Genomic DNA, 17,264 nt, shown 5'->3' on the forward strand with positions numbered 1-17,264 from the left:
TCGTTCAATTTAGCTATCGATCACAGTATACCTCATCTTTGTGAGAAAGGCTGTATCGTTTCTTTGTAGTCTCTAGTTAGTGCCATAATCTGTCAGGGTTTTTATTTAGATTTTCGCTGGTTTCGAGTTGATTTTTGTCCCCGTCTGCCTTCTGACTTCTGCCTTCTTGGAAGCTATACCTGTGGCGATTCCCAGGGCGAGATCAAGCCGTCTCCCTCGACGCGTAACCAGCGGCCGCGCCAGTATACCCGTTGTCCGAAAGCGCCGGCAAACCAGACGATCGGACTGAGGAGATCCCGGATGGGTAAAGCCCATAGCCATTTCAACAAACCGAAGGCTTTGAGATAATAAATCGAAATTAATACTTGAGCGAATCGGACGACGATCGCAACCCCCACCAGACCGATCGCCCACGACGCGAAACCGGACACCAATAAAAGGGGCAAACCGAAAACGATCCCGTGACAGAAGATGATCGTGTAGTATTGCGCTCCCCGATTAAAGCGGATCGTTCGCGCCCAGCGTAGTTCGCGACGGAATACCTCGCCGATTCCCTCGCTCCCCGTCCGCGCGTCCAGCACGTAGGGAGAGAGTTCCACCCGATAGCCCGCCTCGGCCGCCCGTTTGCCGATATTGTAATCGGAACCGATGCGGTTGAAGTGTAGGCCGCCGTAGTCCGCTAAAGTCGATCGACGGGTGGCGATCGTCGCTCCCACCGCGAAACGTAATTCCCCATCGATCGATCTCGCGATCAATAAACTGGGAATAAAATCGAAACAACGACCGAAAGAAGCGATCGCCGCGCCCGTCGATCGGGGTTCGTAACCGATAAAAGTACACGTCACCATCCCCACCCGACTATCCGCTAAAGGACGCGTCACCGTGTCGATATAACTTGGATGTACCCGAATATCACTATCCGCGAAAATTAACGTATCGTAGCGGGATTCTTCCAGTAAATAACTAAGACTACTATCCTTATAATTCGTGCCGCGGGGAACGAGACCGATGAAAAGGCGGACTCGATCGCTATAGGTTTCGGCCAACTCTCTCACCACGGGAACCGCGGGATCGTCAGGGGAAACGATGCCGAATAGTACCTCGTAAACCGGATAATCTTGATTACACAAAGATGACCAATTCTCGCGCGCTTCCGCGTCCAGACCGCAGACGGGAACGAGAATCGATACGGGGGGTCGATCGAGCGGGCGATCGGGTAACGATGGCGCGGTGGTGAAAAAACGGTAGACAGCCAGCGCGCAGGCTAGATAAAACCCGATCGAGACGAGAATAAAAACGCTCAATAAGATTTCTATCGGTAAAATCATAGAGCCTCCCGTTTATCATCCTCGATTTGACCGTAGTTCAATTTAATCTGACGATCGCAGAAAGAAAAGTATCGATCGTCGTGACTGATGACGAAAATGGTTTTCCCCCGCGCTTTCAATTGCGGCAGGAATTCCAGGTAGAACCAATCTTTAAAACCCGGATCTTGATCGGCCGCCCATTCATCGAACACGTAGATCGGCCGGTCTTCTAAATGCGCGCCCAGTAATGCCAAACGTTTCCGCTGTCCGGTCGAGAGCGCGGTCGTCGAGAGTTTGCCCTCGGAAACCGTTACTTTTTTGTCAAGTTTTAATTGTTTTAAATATTTATCGATCGAACCCCCGTCGGTCACGCCTAAAAGACGCTCGAACAGGTAAAAATCCGCAAAGACCGCCGAGAAATGTTGTCGGTACCATTCCCGATTTCCCGCGTCGATCGGCTGTCCGTCGAAAATAATCTCGCCCTCCTCCGGCGCGTACAATCCGGTTAAAAGTTTGGCCAGCGTTGATTTGCCGCTCCCGTTACCGCCGGTGATAAAAACTAATTCTCCCGGTCGCCAATCGAGATCGATCGGGCCGACAACGAACGGGGTTTCTTCTCCCTCCACCGGATAGGAATAAGTAACCCCTTTAAAATGCCACGTTTGCCAATCTTGGTGGATCGAGTCGGGTGGAGTCCCGTTTTCGGCGCGTTCTTGTAGGGAGAGATTTAACGACTCGATTTTACGGAGCGCCACTTTCACCCGGCCGAACACGGGGAGCGATCGGAAGATATTATCCATCGGTAGCATCAGGTACGTGAACGTGATCACGTATCCCGCCATCGTTTGTAGGTTAAAACTCATCCACTTCGGTAGGGCGAAAAGGACGAAACCGATCGAGAAGAAAAAGATCAGTTTCCCCCAACTAGAGGTAGCCGTGAATAGCATCAACCCGTGACTACTATGGCGACGGAAAGCGTCCGCGCTCGATCGCAGATCTTTTTCTAAAAAATCCTGTCGCCGTCGGTAATTAAGCTTTAATTCCTTCGTTCCCTCGGTCAAAGCGCGGAAATCGCGGAACAGTCGATCGCCGTCCTCGCGCGCCATCGCCAGAAATTTCTGCCCCCGTCGTAAAAGCCACTGACAGCTACCCATCGCCACCACCATCAACAAACTGACGACGACAAATACCTGCCAGGATAACCAGATGATATAGATTAAACAACCGATGACGATCGCCAGATCGATGCACAAAAAAGGCACGAACTTCACCGCGTCCGCGACCGATTGGATATCCTCCGTCAGCGTCGCCAACAGACGGGGCGCGCCCAATTTTTCCAGATGGGTTAAATCCGAGGCGAGAATCTGACGGCCGAGGTTGAGCCGGAGCCGGAAAATCACGTCCTGAGCGAGATGGATTAGGGTGATCTGCGAAACGATACTGGTAACGAGAGCCACGATCGCCAGACCGACAAAACTTCCCGCCAGCGTATCCAGCGAGGTCGTCGTTCCTTTCGCGACCCCCCGACCGATCAGCGAGATCAGTCCCGCGGTCGTTCCCCCGCTAAGAAAGCCCGTCAAGATAGCGATCGCCATCAAGCGCCAGGAAGATCGTATCAGGAAGGCAATGAGACTCATGAATTCTGTCGGGGAATCGGAAATATATCCCGCGAGGGGGTTGACAGGAGAATTCGGGGAATTGTTCGAGGGCTATCGCGAACCGAATCGATCGATTCTTCCCTAGAGATGACCGAAAGAAAGGCAAAGGCGAGAATTCGGGGGAAAAGACCCGTTTCCCTGCCGATCCTAGCAAAGTATACCGGAAATTGGCGAACCCCCCGCGAGAGAGACCTTCGCTCGATCGATCCCGATGGGAGCGATTCCCCCGCCGATCGTCTACACTGAACAACGTGGGAAAAGAGCGATCGTTCCCCGATCCGGGAGAAATCTTCGGAGAATTCCCCGAACCCTCGATCGACAGGAAGTTACATCATGTCTACAGAAAGCCTAGAAGGATTGCCGAGTTTCTCGATCGTCTTGGAAACCGAAAATTTAGCCAACGCGGACATCGAGGGATTATCGCGCTCTTTACACTCTCTTTTAGAGCAGGATCTTTCCCCCAAGTTAGCTAGAGAGGTTTTCTTGATCGAGAGTGGCGATATTCCGGCGCCCGTTCTCGATCGCTTACGCGAGGAATTTCCCTGGATCTCGGTACACCCCGCGCCTCCCGACACCGGCTATTACGGCGCGAAAATGCTCGGCGCGAAGATAGCCACGGGAGAGGTAATCGTCTATTGTGACTCGGATTGCGTGTACGAACCGCGCTGGTTACGCGCTCTGTTAACCCCCTTCGCGAGCGATCCCGAAATTCAGGTAGTCGCCGGAGAAACCAGCACCGGCGGCGCGGGAATTTACGGGACGGCGATGGCGTTAACCTATATTTTCCCGCAGTATTCCAGGGAAAACTCGATCGCTCCCGCGTCCGGTTATTTTCTCAATAACGTGGCGTTCCGTCGCGATTTTCTCCTCCGCTATCCCATTCCCGACGATCTGCCCCTATATCGCGGAAATTGCGTCATTCACGCGAGAGAATTGTGCCGGGCGGGACAAACGATCTGGCGACAACCGATCGCCAGGGCGAAACACGCGCCGCCTAACGGATTCCATCATTTTTTCTGGCGTTTCCTACTAATCGGTAACGATTATTACTGGCAGAAATGTCTATTACAAAAATACGAGAAAGATTCCTCGCCGAAACGGGAATACAAGTCGGACGCGACCCCGACGGCGAATCAAATGACCGGGATCTTTTCGAGCAGAATCGGGGGAATGTTTCGGAACGATCCCCGTCATATTTTCTTTTTTCCTCTCGCGTTACCGATCGTTTTATCGTCGGCTTTTTTGATTTTTATCGGGTATTGGATCACGGCGATCGCTCCCGAATATTTACGGGCGAAGTACGATGAGGTATTGTAATATCCAGCTACGGGTTTGTTAATAAAAATTGATCAATAAAAAGGTGGATTACGCTTCGCTAATCCACCCTACGGGAGCTTGTTTTTAAAATTGTAAAAAGTGCATTAAATGGGAGAGGGTTTGACTATCGAGGGAGAGACGGTTTTTTAAATCGATCAGATCTCGAAAGGGGGCTTGTTCGCGTTCTCGAACGATTCTATCCACGAGATCGGGGGTGAAAAAAGCGATCGAGGCGAACTGTTCGAGCGAGGCGGTATTCGGATTGATTTTCGGCGGCGCGAGGAGACTTTCGGGGTTATAATAGGCGAACTCTAGAATCGGGGCGATCGCTCCCAGACGGGAAACGGGAACGCATAACGCGGCGGCGAGATCCTCGATCGAGAGGATTTCTACGCCCATTCCCACCAATTCCACCAATCTACGCGCCTGATGGATGGATATTCCGGGTAATCTCAGCCAATCATCGATTCCCGCCTGACTAACGTTGATTTTAATCCCCAATCGCGCGGCCGTGGCGATTTCTTCGGCGGACTGAAAACGATAGTAGGGATCGTTGAGTATTTTCTTTTTCAGGGGATTAAAGACGTTTCCTAACCAGTTCGGCGATTTCATCCTAATAATTGTCGGCGTTTCTGTTCAAACTCGTACTCGGAGATCAACCCCTCTCCCCGCAGACGTTCCAACTCCCGGAGCGCGGTGCCGATCGCGTTCACCCGATCGGGATCTAACGTCGGGATTCGGGGCGCCGGAGTGCCGAAACCCGGTAAATAGGCGGCGAGGCGATCGTTATCCTGGACTAAATACCATACCGCGTCGATGGCGCAGGCGATCCGGGCGATCGGCGTTTGCCACAGCAGTAGGTAAATAATTCCCCAGAGCGGTTGTCCGAGATAGAACTTATGAACTCCAGCGATCGGGAAGGGTAGGGCGAGGATACTGCCGATCAAGGCTAGAAAAATAGCGATTTTTCGATTTTTCGGTCGATTGGCGAACTGTTCTAAAACCATCGTCGGGATTTTTTTAATTTTATTGTAATGCAAGCTGTCCGCCGTCCGCGTGACCTCAAGCGTAGGATAATATTTTAGAGACGATTTTTCCACGATCGACGCTTCGGGCGATAACACGGGTGAAGAAACTAGAATCCTATTATCGGCGAGAGGGAGAAACGTATTTAATCGAGATAAAACTCAAGCGTTTGGATCAACTCTTCAATTCCCTCGATCCCTCGCCATTTTTAGCCAGAGATCTCGACGAGAACGCGCGCGGCTATATCGTCGATGCGGTTAGTGAGTTTTCCCTCTCCACCCCCCTGAAACTCGTGTTCTATCTACCCGACACGGAGCGATCGACCGCGGATAGCATCTTCCCTCAAGCCCTACATCACTATTTTAACTATTGCCAACGGGGGGAACAGAGACGTTTGCGGGTCATTCTCAGACAGGGACGGATCGCCCTATTCGTCGGGCTTTTGTTTCTTTTCGTCTGTTTGAGTCTGAGCGAGTTAGTCGTCACGAAACTCGGTAAGGACACTTTCGCCCACTTTGTAGAGGAAGGATTAATTATTATCGGTTGGGTCGCCCTCTGGCAACCGGCGGAGATTTTTCTGTACAGGTGGTGGCCGGTACGTTATCGGCAGAGAGTGTTTGAAAAACTCTCCCGTATCCCGATCGAGATCCGTCCGTTCCGGGAGCATCCCGAGCGGGAAGCGTTCGATTTCTAAAAAAATAGACGGGAATATCCCGTCTATCGGTAAATTTAGCCACAGAATTAGGAAGATTGGCCTTCCCGGCTCATCTGACGCTCGATCGTCTCGATGGCGGCATTCAGTCCCGCTAATCTAGCTTCGAGATCGTCGCGCATCCATTTGAGGAATTTCAATTTACGCTCTTGATAATCGTCGCGGGAGGTGGAGCTACCACAACCGCTTGAAGGACAGAAAAAAGGAAACATAGAAAGATACCTCTGACAGCCTTACTTTTTCTATTCTGCCGAAAATTTCCCCGGATGGCTAACCGTTGACCCGCCAGGCCAACCAACCCCCGACGAGTAACCCGAAGAAATTGGGAATCCACGCGGCGAGAAACGGGGGAAGGACACCGCTCACCCCCAAACTACCGATGAGGAAATTGATCAGATAATAGGTGAAGATGATCGCCACGCTCAGGCCGAAACCGGTTCCCCGATCGATCTGCCGCGGGAGCGATCCCAGCGTCGCCCCGATCAGGCCGAAAACGACGCAAACGAAGGGAAAAGCGATTTTCTGGTGGATACGGACTTTAAACATTCTCACCCTTTTTTCATCGCCCCCGAGTTTGAGCAGTTTCAGATAGTCGATCGCCTGAACGAGATTCATCTCGTACGGATCTCGACTCTGGACGGCGAAATCGAAGGCCGCGCGGGAAAGAGGGATTTTTCGCGTCTGGAAATTGACCGCCTCCCCGTAGGAAGCGTCGGGGGGCGAGAGTTGGTAGATCGTCCCGTTCGTAAAGTCCCAGAGGTTATCGATCGGGTTCCAGGTCGCCGATTCCGCGATGATAATTTGTTGTAATTTCTGTTTCGACCAGCGCAAAACCGTGACGGATTTCATGTTTTTTCCGTCAAAAGTTTCCGCGTACAATAAACTTTTCAGTTTCCGCTCTCTCTTGCCGTTAGATTGAACGATCGTGTCATAGTTGGGATAATAAATATCGCGATCTTGCCAGGAATCTCTTTCCTCTTGAATCGTTCGCACCAAAATTTCCGTCGCTCGAAAATTGGAGGCGGGGACGACATATTCATTGAGAACTAAGGTGATTCCCGTGACGAAAAAACTCAGGCAAAGAGTCGGCACGAGCAGACGGTAAAGACTGCAACCGCAACTCCGAAAAGCGGTCAATTCACTATCGCTTCCCAAGCGTCCGTAGGTGAGGAGAGTGGCTAATAAAAGCGAGACGGGCAGGGAATAGGTGACGAACTCGGGAACTTTGAGCAGGAGGATCTCGATCGCCGCCATCAGGGGAAGATTGGAATCGGCGATCTTGTTGGCGAGATCCGAGAGATTGCCGATCGCCACACCGAGCGAGGCGAACAAACCGACACCGAAGAGAAAAGGAGGCAATAATTGAGCGATTAAATAGCGATCGAGAAGCGAGATCCCCCCGTTCCCCGATCGCGCGAACTTGTATTTCCCCGTGAATTTCCGTCGGTTTTCCCCCATCCGCTCACCGCTCTCGATTTTTCTTTTTGTACTCGATCGACCTCGTTTAGTCTATCAAGTTAGCGTTACACTTTGTCATAGAACCGCTCGAACGGGATTTAACGTTATGACAACAGCCCTAATCACCGGCGCGTCTTCCGGAATCGGCGAGAAATTCGCCAGGGCGCTCGCCGGGCGCTCGATGAATCTGGTACTGGTCGCCCGCGGTACGGAAAAGTTAGAACGGTTGGCGACGGAACTGGAAACCGGGTACAACATCGCGACCGAGATCGTGGTTCAAGATCTTACTGTCCCTCACGCGGGCCGGCTAGTGTTCGATACGGTAGCCTCGAAAGGGATAACCGTCGATTTATTGGTGAATAACGCTGGATTCGGAGATTACGGACTGTTTAGCGATCGGGACGTGAACCGTCAATTGGAAATGATCCAACTGAATATCGCGGTTCTCGTCGAGCTAACCCATCTATTTATCAGACCCATGCTCGAGCGGCGATCGGGAGGAATTATCAATGTCGCCTCGATCGCGGCGTTTCAACCCCTTCCCTATCTTTCCGTCTACGCGGCCACGAAAGCTTTCGTTTTGAGCTTTAGCGAGGCTATCTGGGCGGAAAACAAGGATAAGGGAGTGAAAATTCTCGCCCTCTGTCCGGGGCCGACGGAATCGGAATTTTTTCGGATCGCCCGATTTCCCGCCGCGATGAACGAGAAAAACGGCCGGTTATTCCCCGCGGAAAAAGTGGTCGAGAAAGCGTTAATCGCTCTAGAAAACCATCGATCGAACGTCGTCACCGGAGGGTTCACCAATCAGGCGATCGTCAATCTATCGCGCTTTTTCCCCCGCGAGGCGCTCGTCTCCCTGATCGAGAAACAGTTTAAAGTCTAGGCGGGATTTCTCTTTTTTATCGGGAAAAGATCGCCGGATACGCTTTTCCCTTTTTCCGGTTCCCGATCGTATCTATAACTAACGTCAGTTCGGACTCGGGTAACTTTTCCGCCCTCTCTTTCCCTCCTAAAACCCCTTACTAATCCGACTCGGATCGCCGAGGAAAGCCGTTTCCGGAACCGATCCCCGCGTTTGTTCCGGTAAGAACTCCCAGTGTCGATCGAGCGCCTGTAAAACCTCGTCCTGCCGGTGGCGTAACCCCTCGATATCCGAACTCCCCGAATTCATGATCGCGAACCAAACCGGACCGCGTTCTTTCGTCGGGATCACCCCGGCTAACGCGCTCACTTGTGCCAGCGTTCCCGTTTTAATCATCACCCCTTCGGGAATGGCTCGCCACTTCATCGTTCCTTTCGTATCGCGTCCCCCCACGGGAAAAAGATCCGCCAATTTAACCGGCCCGTCCGCCAATTTTTTATCTAAAACCTTCAACATCTCGATCACCGCGCGCGGGGAAATCCGATTCTCTACCCCCAACCCGGAACCGTTGATCAGTTGAATCTCGTCCTCCCTGACTCCCGTGTACTTCGTGGCGATCGAATCCACCGCGGACGGCCCCCCCGCTAAATCCGCTAACATCTCCGCCATCACGTTATTACTGTAAATATTCATCTGGCGCAGGAGTTCGGTTAACGTCAGCGATCGATGACGGAACAGCGCGGTCGCGCTCGCCGGAACTTCCCCCGAGGCTCGAACCCCTCCCGAAATCTTCACCGAAGGAGCTTTCGTGCCTTTCGGCAGGGTCTCGAACGCTTTTTTGGTTTCCGGAGACCATTGCGAGCGCTCGATCCCCCGCTTGAAGAATTCGCCCGCTTTCAGGGAATCGGTCTGGAAATTCATCGCGAAAGTCCCCGTAACCACCAGATCGCCCTCGATCTCGCGGATTCCCATCTCCTCCAACGCGTTGCCGACGGCGATCGCCTCCTCCCAGACGAACAGGGGATCGCCCCCTCCCTCGATAACGAGATCCCCGGTTAACACCCCGTCGCGGATCTCCCCGACGGTGTAAAACTTCGTCTCGAAGCGGTGATCGAGCGGCCACGTCTCGATCGCGGCCAGGGTCGTGGCGATTTTCGTCAGAGAAGCGGCCGAAGCGGCGGTATCGCTGTTATGCTCCGCGAGATCCGCCCACTCCGTCTCGATCGCCACCCTCTGCCCGTCCGGTTTCAGTCCCCGTTTCGAGAGATTTTGTAGGTACTCCCCGACGATCGAGGTCACTTCCGGATCGGGATCGGTCGGTAGGGCGAAAATCGGCTCGTTTTGCCAGGAAACGATAGGAACGCTCGTTATCGGCTCGGTTCCGCCCCCGAGCAGGTTCAAGAGAAAACCGAAAAATGCCAGATGAAAAACCTTGACCATCTTTCCCCTAATCGCGATGATGCTTTATTGTATATAGATGATCGGTAATTTTTTAACAATCGCTCGATCGCACAACACTAATCCCCGATCGGTAAGTTCCTGTCAAGGGCTTCCGGTACACTTTTTTAAGCTTTTATCCCACTGACTCAATGGCTGAAACGGCATCAAATCGGGCAAGAATCGCGGTGGACGCGATGGGAGGTGACCACGCTCCCAACGAGATCATCGCCGGATCGATACGCGCTTCGGAAGAACTGGACGTGGACGTGTTACTGGTAGGCGACGAACGGCAGATCGAAGCCTATTTCCAACACCATCCCCGCCCGAAAAATGTAGAGATCGTTCACGCGGAAGACGTGATCACGATGGAAGAGGAACCCCTGGTCGGTATCCGGCGCAAACCCAAAGCCTCGATTAACGTGGCGATGGATATGGTGAAACAGAACCGCGCGGACGCGGTCGTGTCGGCGGGACATTCCGGCGCGGCGATGGCCTCGGCCCTCCTGCGTTTGGGCCGTCTCAAGGGGATCGATCGACCGGCGATCGGCGCGGTTCTCCCGACCATGTTAGCCGGTAAATCGGTGATCGTTCTCGATGTCGGGGCGAACGTGGATTGTAAGCCCAAATATTTGGAACAATTCGCCATCATGGGAACGATTTACAGTAAATACGTGATGGGCGTGGAAGATCCGAAAGTCGGCCTGCTCAATATCGGCGAAGAATCGACCAAAGGCGACGATCTCGCCCTGAAAACCCACGAACTGCTGTCGGCGAACGAGCGGATTCCCTTTATCGGCAACGCCGAGGGACGGGACGTGTTATCGGGACAGTTCGACGTGATCGTCTGCGATGGCTTCGTCGGCAACGTCCTGTTGAAATTCGCCGAAGCGGTCGGGGGAATTATCCTGCAAATCCTCAAAGAAGAACTCCCCCGCGGCATTCACGGCCAGATCGGTTCCGCCCTACTCAAGCCGAACCTGAAACGGCTCAAACAACGGATGGATCACGCCGAACACGGCGGCGCGTTACTGTTCGGGGTCGATGGGATCTGTGTTATCAGCCACGGCAGTTCTCAGGCTCCCTCGATTTTTAGCGCCATCCGGCAGGCGAAAAACGCGGTCGATAATCGAGTTTCGGAACGCATTCAAGCCTATAATGACCACCATCACCCATCCCCCAAAGTATCCGCGGTCGCCGAACCGTGATCGCCACTCGCGGGCGGGTGATTTCGGGAAGTTTCAAGAGGAAGGATGACTTTGAACGGATTAGGGGCGGGAGTTGCCATCACCGGTTGTGGATCTGCCACGCCGACACAGTTCCTGAGCAACGAGGATCTTAGCTCGATCGTCGAGACCTCCGATGAATGGATTAAAAGCCGCACCGGGATCGGTCAACGATATCTCGCCGATCCTTCGGTTTCCTTGAGTCAGTTAGCGGCGAACGCGGCGAAAAACGCGCTCTCGATGGCGGCGGTTCGCCCCGAAGACATCGATCTGATCCTTCTGGCCACTTCGACCCCCGACGATCTCTTCGGGAGTGCGGCGCGGGTACAGGCGGAACTAGGGGCGAAAAAGGCGATCGCCTTCGATCTGACCGCCGCCTGTTCCGGTTTCGTGATCGGCCTGGTGACGGCGGCGCAGTTTATCCGAACCGGCGCGTACCGAAACGTTCTCGTCATCGGCGCGGATATGCTGTCGCGCTGGGTGGATTGGGACGATCGGGCCACCTGCGTTCTCTTCGGGGATGGGGCGGGAGCGGTCGTCTGTCAAGCGATCGATACAAAAGATAACCTGCTCGCCTTTGAACTGTGTAGCGATGGCGATCGCAATCATTGCCTGAATCTCGGCTACGAGGGTTCGGAACGTCCCCTCAAAGACGGGGCGAGCGTTCAACAAGGAACCTATCGACCTCTAACCATGAACGGGCGCGAGGTCTACCGTTTCGCCGTGGACAAGGTTCCGGAAGTGATCGAGAAAGCCCTCTACCGGGCCGATCTGAAAGCGGACGAGATCGATTGGCTGGTTCTCCACCAGGCCAACCAACGGATTATCGACGCGGTGGCCGCTCGATTGGGCATCCCGAGCGAGAAAGTGATCGCCAACCTCGATCGCCACGGCAACACCTCCGCGGCCTCGATTCCCCTCGCGCTCGACGAGGCCGTTCGATCGGGCCGGATCAAACCGGGAGACTCGATCGCCACGTCCGGTTTCGGTGCCGGCTTAACCTGGGGCGCCGCGATCTTCCGGTGGGGATCGTAGGGAGACAGGAGGCGGGACTCCGTCTTAAAATCCTCAATGGCTCTATTTCGCGCGGATCTGTAGATCGTGGGGTGGATTACGCTTCGCTAATCCACCGGGAAACAGAAGCTTAACCCGCCGATAAACGGCAAATTTTACGGTATTTTTCCAAAAATTATTAATATTGAACGAGTAACGAGATGACAACAGCGTGGGTATTTCCCGGACAGGGATCGCAATCGGTAGGGATGGAAGGCAATCTATTCGACACGTCGCTCGGCAGAGAGCGATCGAGAGCGGCCGAAAAGATTCTCGGTTGGTCGGTGAGCGAGAAATGCCGTTCCGACGAGGAAACGCTATCCCGGACGCTGTACACCCAGCCCTGTCTGTTCGTGATCGAGAGTATCCTGACCGATTTATGTTTAGAAAAAGGATTATCGCCCGATTTCGTCGCGGGGCATAGTTTAGGCGAGTATTCCGCCCTCTACGCCGCTCGCGTGTTCGATTTCGAGTCCGGCTTACATCTGGTACAGAACCGCGCCCGCTTGATGGACTCCGCGGCCGGGGGAAAAATGGCGGCCCTGATGAAGTTCGATCGCTCTCAACTAGAAAGCGTCGTCCAAGAGACCGGTAACGTGGTGATCGCCAACGATAACAGCCCGGAACAGGTGGTCATCTCCGGGACTCCGGACGCGGTAGACGAGGTATTAGGTCGGGTGAAGGCGAAACGCGCCGTCCCGTTGAAAGTATCGGGCGCTTTTCACTCCCCCCTGATGGAAAACGCCGCGCGGGAATTTCAAAGAATTCTCGACTTGGTGACGTTTGACAACGCGACCGTTCCCGTCCTCTCCAACGTCGATCCCGATCGCCCGACCCAAGACGCGGAGGAGATAAAAGATTATCTCGTTAGACAGATGACAAATTCGGTACGCTGGCGCGAGATCGCGGGAAAACTTTCGGACATCGGCGTGAAGAAAGCGATCGAGATCGGGCCGGGTAAAGTGTTAACCGGTTTGATCAAGAGAACCTGCCCGGATATGGAGTTGGAGAATATCGATCCCGCGACGATCGGGGAATAGAGAGCGGATCGATCGCCGTCCATTGATACCGTTCCTCTTACGCGGTATCATGCACGAGAAGCGATCGACCTCTCGTAAATTATCCCCGATGAGTTTTCAAGAATTGTGTCTCCTACTTGTCGCGGTCGCCACCAGCGTCGCGGGACAGGTATTTTTAAAAATCGGTGCCGGGAAATTAGGGAAAGTAACCTTTGATAATGTTTTTAGCCATATTCTCAACATTATTACCATTCCCGAGTTGATTTTCGGTTTATTCTGCTACGGACTCGGGGCGATCGCCTATATTCTCCTCCTAACCCGCGTGAATCTCAGCGTCGCCGGGCCGTCCGCCTCTCTGATCTATGTTTTCTCCGTTTTATTCGGATATTTTTTCTTTCGGGAATCGATCCCCGTTTACCGGTTCTTCGGTTTGGGCTTTATTATCTGCGGGGTCGTGTTGGTCGCCTGGCAGAAAAAGCCGTAATTTTCGAGAATTGAGAATAACAATAATCACGGCAAACCTAGCGATTGTAAGGTTTTAATGTCCGCTTGAAAATCTTCTACATCGTAATTTATCGTAAGTCCCCGTTTCGCCGGTTCCGTCTCCGGCAACTGTAGAAACTCTTCTAGAGTTAGAGGTTTTGTAGGAGTTCGTACCATTGTCAGACTCCCGAAGCGATCGATCTGTACGGTCATTCTACAACGACAGAACGGGGAAGCGATCGATCGAAATCCTCGCTCCCCCGCTCCCTACTCTACTGAATCACACCGGTACTTTCCCGTTGGTTTCTTGCAGGAGGCTCGTGTATTCCTCCTGGAAGTAATGTAGGGTACTTAAAATCGGGTTCGGCGCGCTCTGTCCGAGACCGCAAAGACTGGTCTCTTTAACCATCTTGCACAGTTGTTCGAGCTTTTCGAGGTCGTGACTCGTGGCTTGTTTATTAATAATTTTCGCCAACAACTCAAACATCTGCACCGTTCCCGCGCGGCAGGGAACACACTTCCCGCAGGACTCCTCGCGACAGAATTCCATGTAGAATTTCGCCACCTCTACCATGCTGGTACTGTCGTCCATGACCACCATACCGCCGGAACCCATCATCGAACCGAGTTTCGCGAGCGATTCGTAATCGACCGGGGTATCGAGGAAGGAGGCTGGAATACAACCGCCGGAGGGGCCGCCGGTCTGTACCGCTTTCACCTCGCCGTCCGGGACACCGCCACCCATTTCCTCGACGATTTCCCGTAAGGAAATCCCCATCGGTACTTCTATCAGCCCGTTATTGCGGATTTTTCCGGTCAGGGCGAAGATTTTCGTGCCTTTACTCGTGGCCGTGCCGATATTCGCGTACCAGGCGGAACCCTCGCGGATAATCGCGGCGATATTGGCGTAGGTTTCCACGTTATTGATTAAGGTCGGGCATTCCCAGAGACCGGACTGGGCGGGATAGGGGGGACGGGTGCGCGGGGTTCCCCGGCCGCCTTCCACGGAATGGATCAGGGCGGTTTCTTCGCCGCAGACGAACGCGCCGGCGCCGATGCGGATATCGACTTTGAAATCGAAGGGGGACTCGAACACGTTGGAACCCATCAAGCCGTATTTTTTCGCCTGGTTGATGGCTTTTTGGAGACGCTCGATCGCCAGGGGATATTCGGCTCTAACGTAAATATAGCCGTGATTCGCGCCGACCGCGTAGGCGGCGATCGCCATGCCCTCGATAACCAAGTGGGGATCGCTTTCTAACACGCTTCGGTCCATGAACGCGCCGGGATCTCCCTCGTCCGCGTTACAGATGACGTATTTCTGTTTTCCCGGTTGTTTGGCGACGGTAGCCCATTTTAAGCCGGTGGGATAACCCGCGCCGCCGCGTCCTCTCAGGCCGCTTTTGGTGATCTCCTCGATCACTTCCGGCGGGGTCATCTCGTAGATGGCTTTGTGCAGGGATTGATAGCCGCCGACGGCGATATATTCCTCGATGCGATCGGGATCGATTTTCCCGCTATTTTCCCGGACGATTTTGAATTGGTGGGAGAAAAACGGGTGTTTCGAGTCGCCTAGCGTGACATCGCTCGTCCCCCCGTTCAACGCCTCGATAATACTCGCCGCGCTCTCGGGCGTGACTTCCTCGTATAACAGGTCTTGCGGGTCGATTTCCACCAACGGGCCGCGACCGCAGAAGCCCATACAACCGACCCCGACCACTTCCACCGTCTCCTCTAGACCGGCTTCCTTCACCTTGGCGGCGAGATTCTTTTTAATGTCGAGGGAGTTGGCCGCCTGGCATCCGGTGGAGGTGCAACAGTGAACGCGGACGCTTTTCTGTCTGGCTTTCTCTTTCTCGGCGACTTCGAGTAATTCTGGTAGATCCATAGCGTTTTTCAGTCTTTATAGCTGTGCAGTTTGGCGAGGACGGCCTCGGTTTCCTGTTTGCCGGCGACGGTTCCATCGAAGACGACCGCGGGGGCGATGCCGCACGCGCCGATACAACGGGCGGCCACGAGGGAGATCTCGCCGTCGGCGGTAGTTTCCCCGACTTTGACCTCGAATTCCTTCTCGATGTCCTCGATTAGTTTGCCGCTACCTTTGACGTAACAGGCGGTTCCGAGGCAGACGATGCAGGTATGTTTTCCGGCGGGTTTGAGGGAAAAGAGGTGGTAGAAGGTGGCCACGCCGTAAACGTGACTCAGGGGGAGTTTCAGGGCGCGGGCGATATAGAGAAGCACGTCTTCTTCGAGGTAGCCGAAGGCTTCTTGAGCTTTGTGCAGGACTTCGATCAGGGCGGATCGATCGTATCCCGCGCGTTTCATGGTGATATCGAGGACTTTAAAGCGTTTATCGCCACTGGGATGCTCGTTTTTGTTGGCTTTCGCTTTCGGGGGGTCGGTGTGAGTTTGCATACGGTATCGCGGTGTAGAATTCGGCTCGCGCGATCGGGAAGGGATGAAGGGTTCGATAAAGGGGCAATTTCCCGAAATCGTGTCTCTACCGCTATTGTGGCACCGCCGGCCGGGGGGCGATCGATAACTTTAGGTTTCCTCAAGAAAGGGGAGGGGAGGCGATCGATCGAGCGGACAAAACTTCACGAATCGTCACGTTCGATCGAGAGGGGTATTTTTGCGGAAGATCTAAAATATTGACGATCGCCTTACGGGGTTAAGAGGGCCGCGCTCGAATCGCTACCCCTCCCCTAAATCGATCGCTCGGGAATCGACGCGCTCGTTATAATAAACATTACTAGAAAAGAATTCTTTGTTCCCCGATCCTGTTCGTTATCACTCTCGCTCGTCCGGGCGAGCTAAAGGAGTTGGAAAAATGATCGCTAAAGCGTGGATACCTCTAGTCACGATCGGGCTATCTTTGTTGGCCTTCCAACCGGCGAGGGGCGAAACCCCCACCGAGCGCCCGTCGAAACCCGATCCTTCCGGTTCCGGCACTCGCTTTCCACCGGACTCGAACACGCCGTCCCCCGATCGAGCGATCGGGGCCGGAACGCGGGGGGGGGCGGCTCCGATCGTTGCCGATAACCCTCGGAAAACCGCTCGTTCTAGTCCCCGTATCCTCTTTCAACCTCCCTCGACCTCGCGGGTTCCGCCTAACACGCGAGGGGCCGGATCGCGGCAGGGAGGACAATGCGCTCTCGATACCGATCACCCCGAACTCTCTTCTTTAGCGGTCTTGGTGCCGCCGGGAGCGAGCGGGCTGACCGTGGCGGAACGTCCCGCCCTCTGGGTTTACGTCCCGCCGGATTCGTCCCGGGAAATCCTCTTGGACGTTTCCGAAACAGACGGCACCAACCACTCGAAAACCTTGATTCCCCTCGCGGGACGGTCGGGAATCATCCGCGTCGAACCTCCCGCCGATTCTCCCGCCCTAGAAGTGGGCAAAACCTACGAATGGGCGGTTGTCCTGATCTGCGGTAAACGTCCGAGTCCGAACGATCCCGTCGTGACCGGCCTCGTGACCCGAACCGCCGAAAATCTCGCGCCCGCTCATTTAACGAACTCGGAAAAGGCCGCTTGGTATAGCGAGCGGGGAATCTGGTACGATGCCCTAGAATCGGTCATTCTCGCCTGGCAGGAAAATCCCGATCGCCAAGATTTTCGCGCCACCTGGACGGAATTCCTGCGATCGGCGGGGCTAGAATCGATGGCCACGCGACCGATCCGGTTTTAGGGGAGATGGGGAAGA

Annotated in this window: 18 protein-coding genes; 8 read left to right on the forward strand and 10 right to left on the reverse strand. The window is 54.1% G+C overall.

Translation table 11 applies throughout. The features are described 5' to 3' along the window. Window positions 1–173 precede the first annotated feature (173 nt). Together V0288_RS16640 and V0288_RS16645 are read right to left on the reverse strand one after the other, a co-directional pair. Window positions 174–1,328 (reverse strand): glycosyltransferase, encoded by a 1,155-nt coding sequence (locus tag V0288_RS16640; protein WP_332866260.1) that lies wholly within the window; start codon window positions 1,326–1,328, stop codon window positions 174–176. Continuing rightward, complete coding sequence (locus tag V0288_RS16645; RefSeq protein WP_332866261.1) at window positions 1,325–2,944, reverse strand: cyclic peptide export ABC transporter; 1,620 nt, start codon at window positions 2,942–2,944, stop codon at window positions 1,325–1,327. Before V0288_RS16645 ends, V0288_RS16640 begins: the two co-directional genes overlap by 4 nt. Before the next feature lie 354 nt (window positions 2,945–3,298). On the opposite strand from V0288_RS16645, the gene V0288_RS16650 reads away from it, so the two are divergent. After that, on the forward strand, window positions 3,299–4,282 hold the full coding sequence (locus V0288_RS16650) for a glycosyltransferase family 2 protein (protein ID WP_332866262.1): 984 nt from the start codon (window positions 3,299–3,301) through the stop codon (window positions 4,280–4,282). Between the two features lie 84 nt (window positions 4,283–4,366). Here the strand turns inward: V0288_RS16650 and V0288_RS16655 are convergent, their stop codons facing one another. After that, a complete protein-coding gene (locus tag V0288_RS16655; protein WP_332866263.1) occupies window positions 4,367–4,894 on the reverse strand; it encodes a ComEA family DNA-binding protein in 528 nt (175 codons plus the stop codon). Beyond that, window positions 4,891–5,289, reverse strand: coding sequence for an NINE protein (locus tag V0288_RS16660; protein WP_422662001.1), 399 nt, complete (start codon window positions 5,287–5,289; stop codon window positions 4,891–4,893). The genes V0288_RS16655 and V0288_RS16660 overlap by 4 nt, the downstream gene beginning before the upstream one ends. Before the next feature lie 119 nt (window positions 5,290–5,408). On the opposite strand from V0288_RS16660, the gene V0288_RS16665 reads away from it, so the two are divergent. Continuing rightward, complete coding sequence (locus V0288_RS16665; RefSeq protein ID WP_332866265.1) at window positions 5,409–6,002, forward strand: hypothetical protein; 594 nt, start codon at window positions 5,409–5,411, stop codon at window positions 6,000–6,002. A 47-nt stretch (window positions 6,003–6,049) separates the two neighbouring features. On the opposite strand, the gene V0288_RS16670 is transcribed toward V0288_RS16665, so the two are convergent. Together V0288_RS16670 and V0288_RS16675 are read right to left on the reverse strand one after the other, a co-directional pair. Further along, on the reverse strand, window positions 6,050–6,232 hold the full coding sequence (locus V0288_RS16670; RefSeq protein WP_332866266.1) for a hypothetical protein: 183 nt from the start codon (window positions 6,230–6,232) through the stop codon (window positions 6,050–6,052). 58 nt (window positions 6,233–6,290) lie between these two features. Then, the gene (locus V0288_RS16675) at window positions 6,291–7,478 is read right to left on the reverse strand and encodes an LptF/LptG family permease (protein WP_332866267.1); all 1,188 of its coding nucleotides are present in this window, start codon (window positions 7,476–7,478) and stop codon (window positions 6,291–6,293) included. Window positions 7,479–7,584: 106 nt separating this feature from the next. On the opposite strand from V0288_RS16675, the gene V0288_RS16680 reads away from it, so the two are divergent. After that, a complete protein-coding gene (locus tag V0288_RS16680) occupies window positions 7,585–8,361 on the forward strand; it encodes an SDR family NAD(P)-dependent oxidoreductase (protein ID WP_332866268.1) in 777 nt (258 codons plus the stop codon). 126 nt (window positions 8,362–8,487) lie between these two features. Here the strand turns inward: V0288_RS16680 and V0288_RS16685 are convergent, their stop codons facing one another. Then, the gene (locus V0288_RS16685; protein WP_332866269.1) at window positions 8,488–9,780 is read right to left on the reverse strand and encodes a D-alanyl-D-alanine carboxypeptidase/D-alanyl-D-alanine-endopeptidase; all 1,293 of its coding nucleotides are present in this window, start codon (window positions 9,778–9,780) and stop codon (window positions 8,488–8,490) included. A gap of 149 nt (window positions 9,781–9,929) precedes the next feature. On the opposite strand from V0288_RS16685, the gene plsX reads away from it, so the two are divergent. The 4 genes from plsX (at window position 9,930) to V0288_RS16705 (ending at window position 13,559) form a co-directional block, all read left to right on the forward strand. After that, window positions 9,930–10,985: a phosphate acyltransferase PlsX gene (gene plsX / locus V0288_RS16690; protein WP_332866270.1), complete on the forward strand. Its 1,056-nt coding sequence runs from the start codon at window positions 9,930–9,932 to the stop codon at window positions 10,983–10,985. Window positions 10,986–11,036: 51 nt separating this feature from the next. Continuing rightward, the gene (locus tag V0288_RS16695; protein ID WP_332866319.1) at window positions 11,037–12,038 is read left to right on the forward strand and encodes a beta-ketoacyl-ACP synthase 3; all 1,002 of its coding nucleotides are present in this window, start codon (window positions 11,037–11,039) and stop codon (window positions 12,036–12,038) included. A 179-nt stretch (window positions 12,039–12,217) separates the two neighbouring features. Beyond that, window positions 12,218–13,096: an ACP S-malonyltransferase gene (gene fabD, locus V0288_RS16700; protein ID WP_332866271.1), complete on the forward strand. Its 879-nt coding sequence runs from the start codon at window positions 12,218–12,220 to the stop codon at window positions 13,094–13,096. Window positions 13,097–13,184: 88 nt separating this feature from the next. After that, complete coding sequence (locus tag V0288_RS16705) at window positions 13,185–13,559, forward strand: EamA family transporter (RefSeq protein ID WP_422662002.1); 375 nt, start codon at window positions 13,185–13,187, stop codon at window positions 13,557–13,559. 26 nt (window positions 13,560–13,585) lie between these two features. Here V0288_RS16705 and V0288_RS16710 read toward each other — a convergent pair whose 3' ends face one another. The 3 genes from V0288_RS16710 to hoxE form a co-directional block, all read right to left on the reverse strand. After that, window positions 13,586–13,735, reverse strand: coding sequence for a hypothetical protein (locus V0288_RS16710; RefSeq protein WP_332866273.1), 150 nt, complete (start codon window positions 13,733–13,735; stop codon window positions 13,586–13,588). A 103-nt stretch (window positions 13,736–13,838) separates the two neighbouring features. After that, window positions 13,839–15,446 (reverse strand): NADH-quinone oxidoreductase subunit NuoF, encoded by a 1,608-nt coding sequence (nuoF, locus tag V0288_RS16715; protein WP_332866274.1) that lies wholly within the window; start codon window positions 15,444–15,446, stop codon window positions 13,839–13,841. Window positions 15,447–15,454: 8 nt separating this feature from the next. Further along, complete coding sequence (gene hoxE / locus V0288_RS16720) at window positions 15,455–15,973, reverse strand: bidirectional hydrogenase complex protein HoxE (RefSeq protein WP_332866275.1); 519 nt, start codon at window positions 15,971–15,973, stop codon at window positions 15,455–15,457. Between the two features lie 415 nt (window positions 15,974–16,388). On the opposite strand from hoxE, the gene V0288_RS16725 reads away from it, so the two are divergent. Beyond that, window positions 16,389–17,249, forward strand: a complete 861-nt coding sequence (locus V0288_RS16725; RefSeq protein WP_332866276.1) for a DUF928 domain-containing protein — start codon at window positions 16,389–16,391, stop codon at window positions 17,247–17,249. Window positions 17,250–17,264: the final 15 nt, after the last annotated feature.

The sequence above is a fragment of the Pannus brasiliensis CCIBt3594 genome, from assembly GCF_036688125.1.
Taxonomy (GTDB): domain Bacteria; phylum Cyanobacteriota; class Cyanobacteriia; order Cyanobacteriales; family Microcystaceae; genus Pannus; species Pannus brasiliensis.

What these genes read in the sequence shown, in the direction of transcription:
- V0288_RS16725 (WP_332866276.1), top strand. Translation starts at nt 16,389, where the DNA reads ATGATCGCTAAAGCGTGGATACCTCTAGTCACGATCGGGCTATCTTTG.
- V0288_RS16685 (WP_332866269.1), bottom strand. Translation starts at nt 9,780, where the DNA reads ATGGTCAAGGTTTTTCATCTGGCATTTTTCGGTTTTCTCTTGAACCTG.
- V0288_RS16660 (WP_422662001.1), bottom strand. Translation starts at nt 5,289, where the DNA reads ATGGTTTTAGAACAGTTCGCCAATCGACCGAAAAATCGAAAAATCGCT.
- V0288_RS16710 (WP_332866273.1), bottom strand. Translation starts at nt 13,735, where the DNA reads ATGGTACGAACTCCTACAAAACCTCTAACTCTAGAAGAGTTTCTACAG.
- nuoF (WP_332866274.1), bottom strand. Translation starts at nt 15,446, where the DNA reads ATGGATCTACCAGAATTACTCGAAGTCGCCGAGAAAGAGAAAGCCAGA.
- V0288_RS16650 (WP_332866262.1), top strand. Translation starts at nt 3,299, where the DNA reads ATGTCTACAGAAAGCCTAGAAGGATTGCCGAGTTTCTCGATCGTCTTG.
- hoxE (WP_332866275.1), bottom strand. Translation starts at nt 15,973, where the DNA reads ATGCAAACTCACACCGACCCCCCGAAAGCGAAAGCCAACAAAAACGAG.
- V0288_RS16675 (WP_332866267.1), bottom strand. Translation starts at nt 7,478, where the DNA reads ATGGGGGAAAACCGACGGAAATTCACGGGGAAATACAAGTTCGCGCGA.
- plsX (WP_332866270.1), top strand. Translation starts at nt 9,930, where the DNA reads ATGGCTGAAACGGCATCAAATCGGGCAAGAATCGCGGTGGACGCGATG.
- V0288_RS16670 (WP_332866266.1), bottom strand. Translation starts at nt 6,232, where the DNA reads ATGTTTCCTTTTTTCTGTCCTTCAAGCGGTTGTGGTAGCTCCACCTCC.
- V0288_RS16655 (WP_332866263.1), bottom strand. Translation starts at nt 4,894, where the DNA reads ATGAAATCGCCGAACTGGTTAGGAAACGTCTTTAATCCCCTGAAAAAG.
- V0288_RS16645 (WP_332866261.1), bottom strand. Translation starts at nt 2,944, where the DNA reads ATGAGTCTCATTGCCTTCCTGATACGATCTTCCTGGCGCTTGATGGCG.
- fabD (WP_332866271.1), top strand. Translation starts at nt 12,218, where the DNA reads ATGACAACAGCGTGGGTATTTCCCGGACAGGGATCGCAATCGGTAGGG.
- V0288_RS16705 (WP_422662002.1), top strand. Translation starts at nt 13,185, where the DNA reads ATGAGTTTTCAAGAATTGTGTCTCCTACTTGTCGCGGTCGCCACCAGC.
- V0288_RS16640 (WP_332866260.1), bottom strand. Translation starts at nt 1,328, where the DNA reads ATGATTTTACCGATAGAAATCTTATTGAGCGTTTTTATTCTCGTCTCG.
- V0288_RS16680 (WP_332866268.1), top strand. Translation starts at nt 7,585, where the DNA reads ATGACAACAGCCCTAATCACCGGCGCGTCTTCCGGAATCGGCGAGAAA.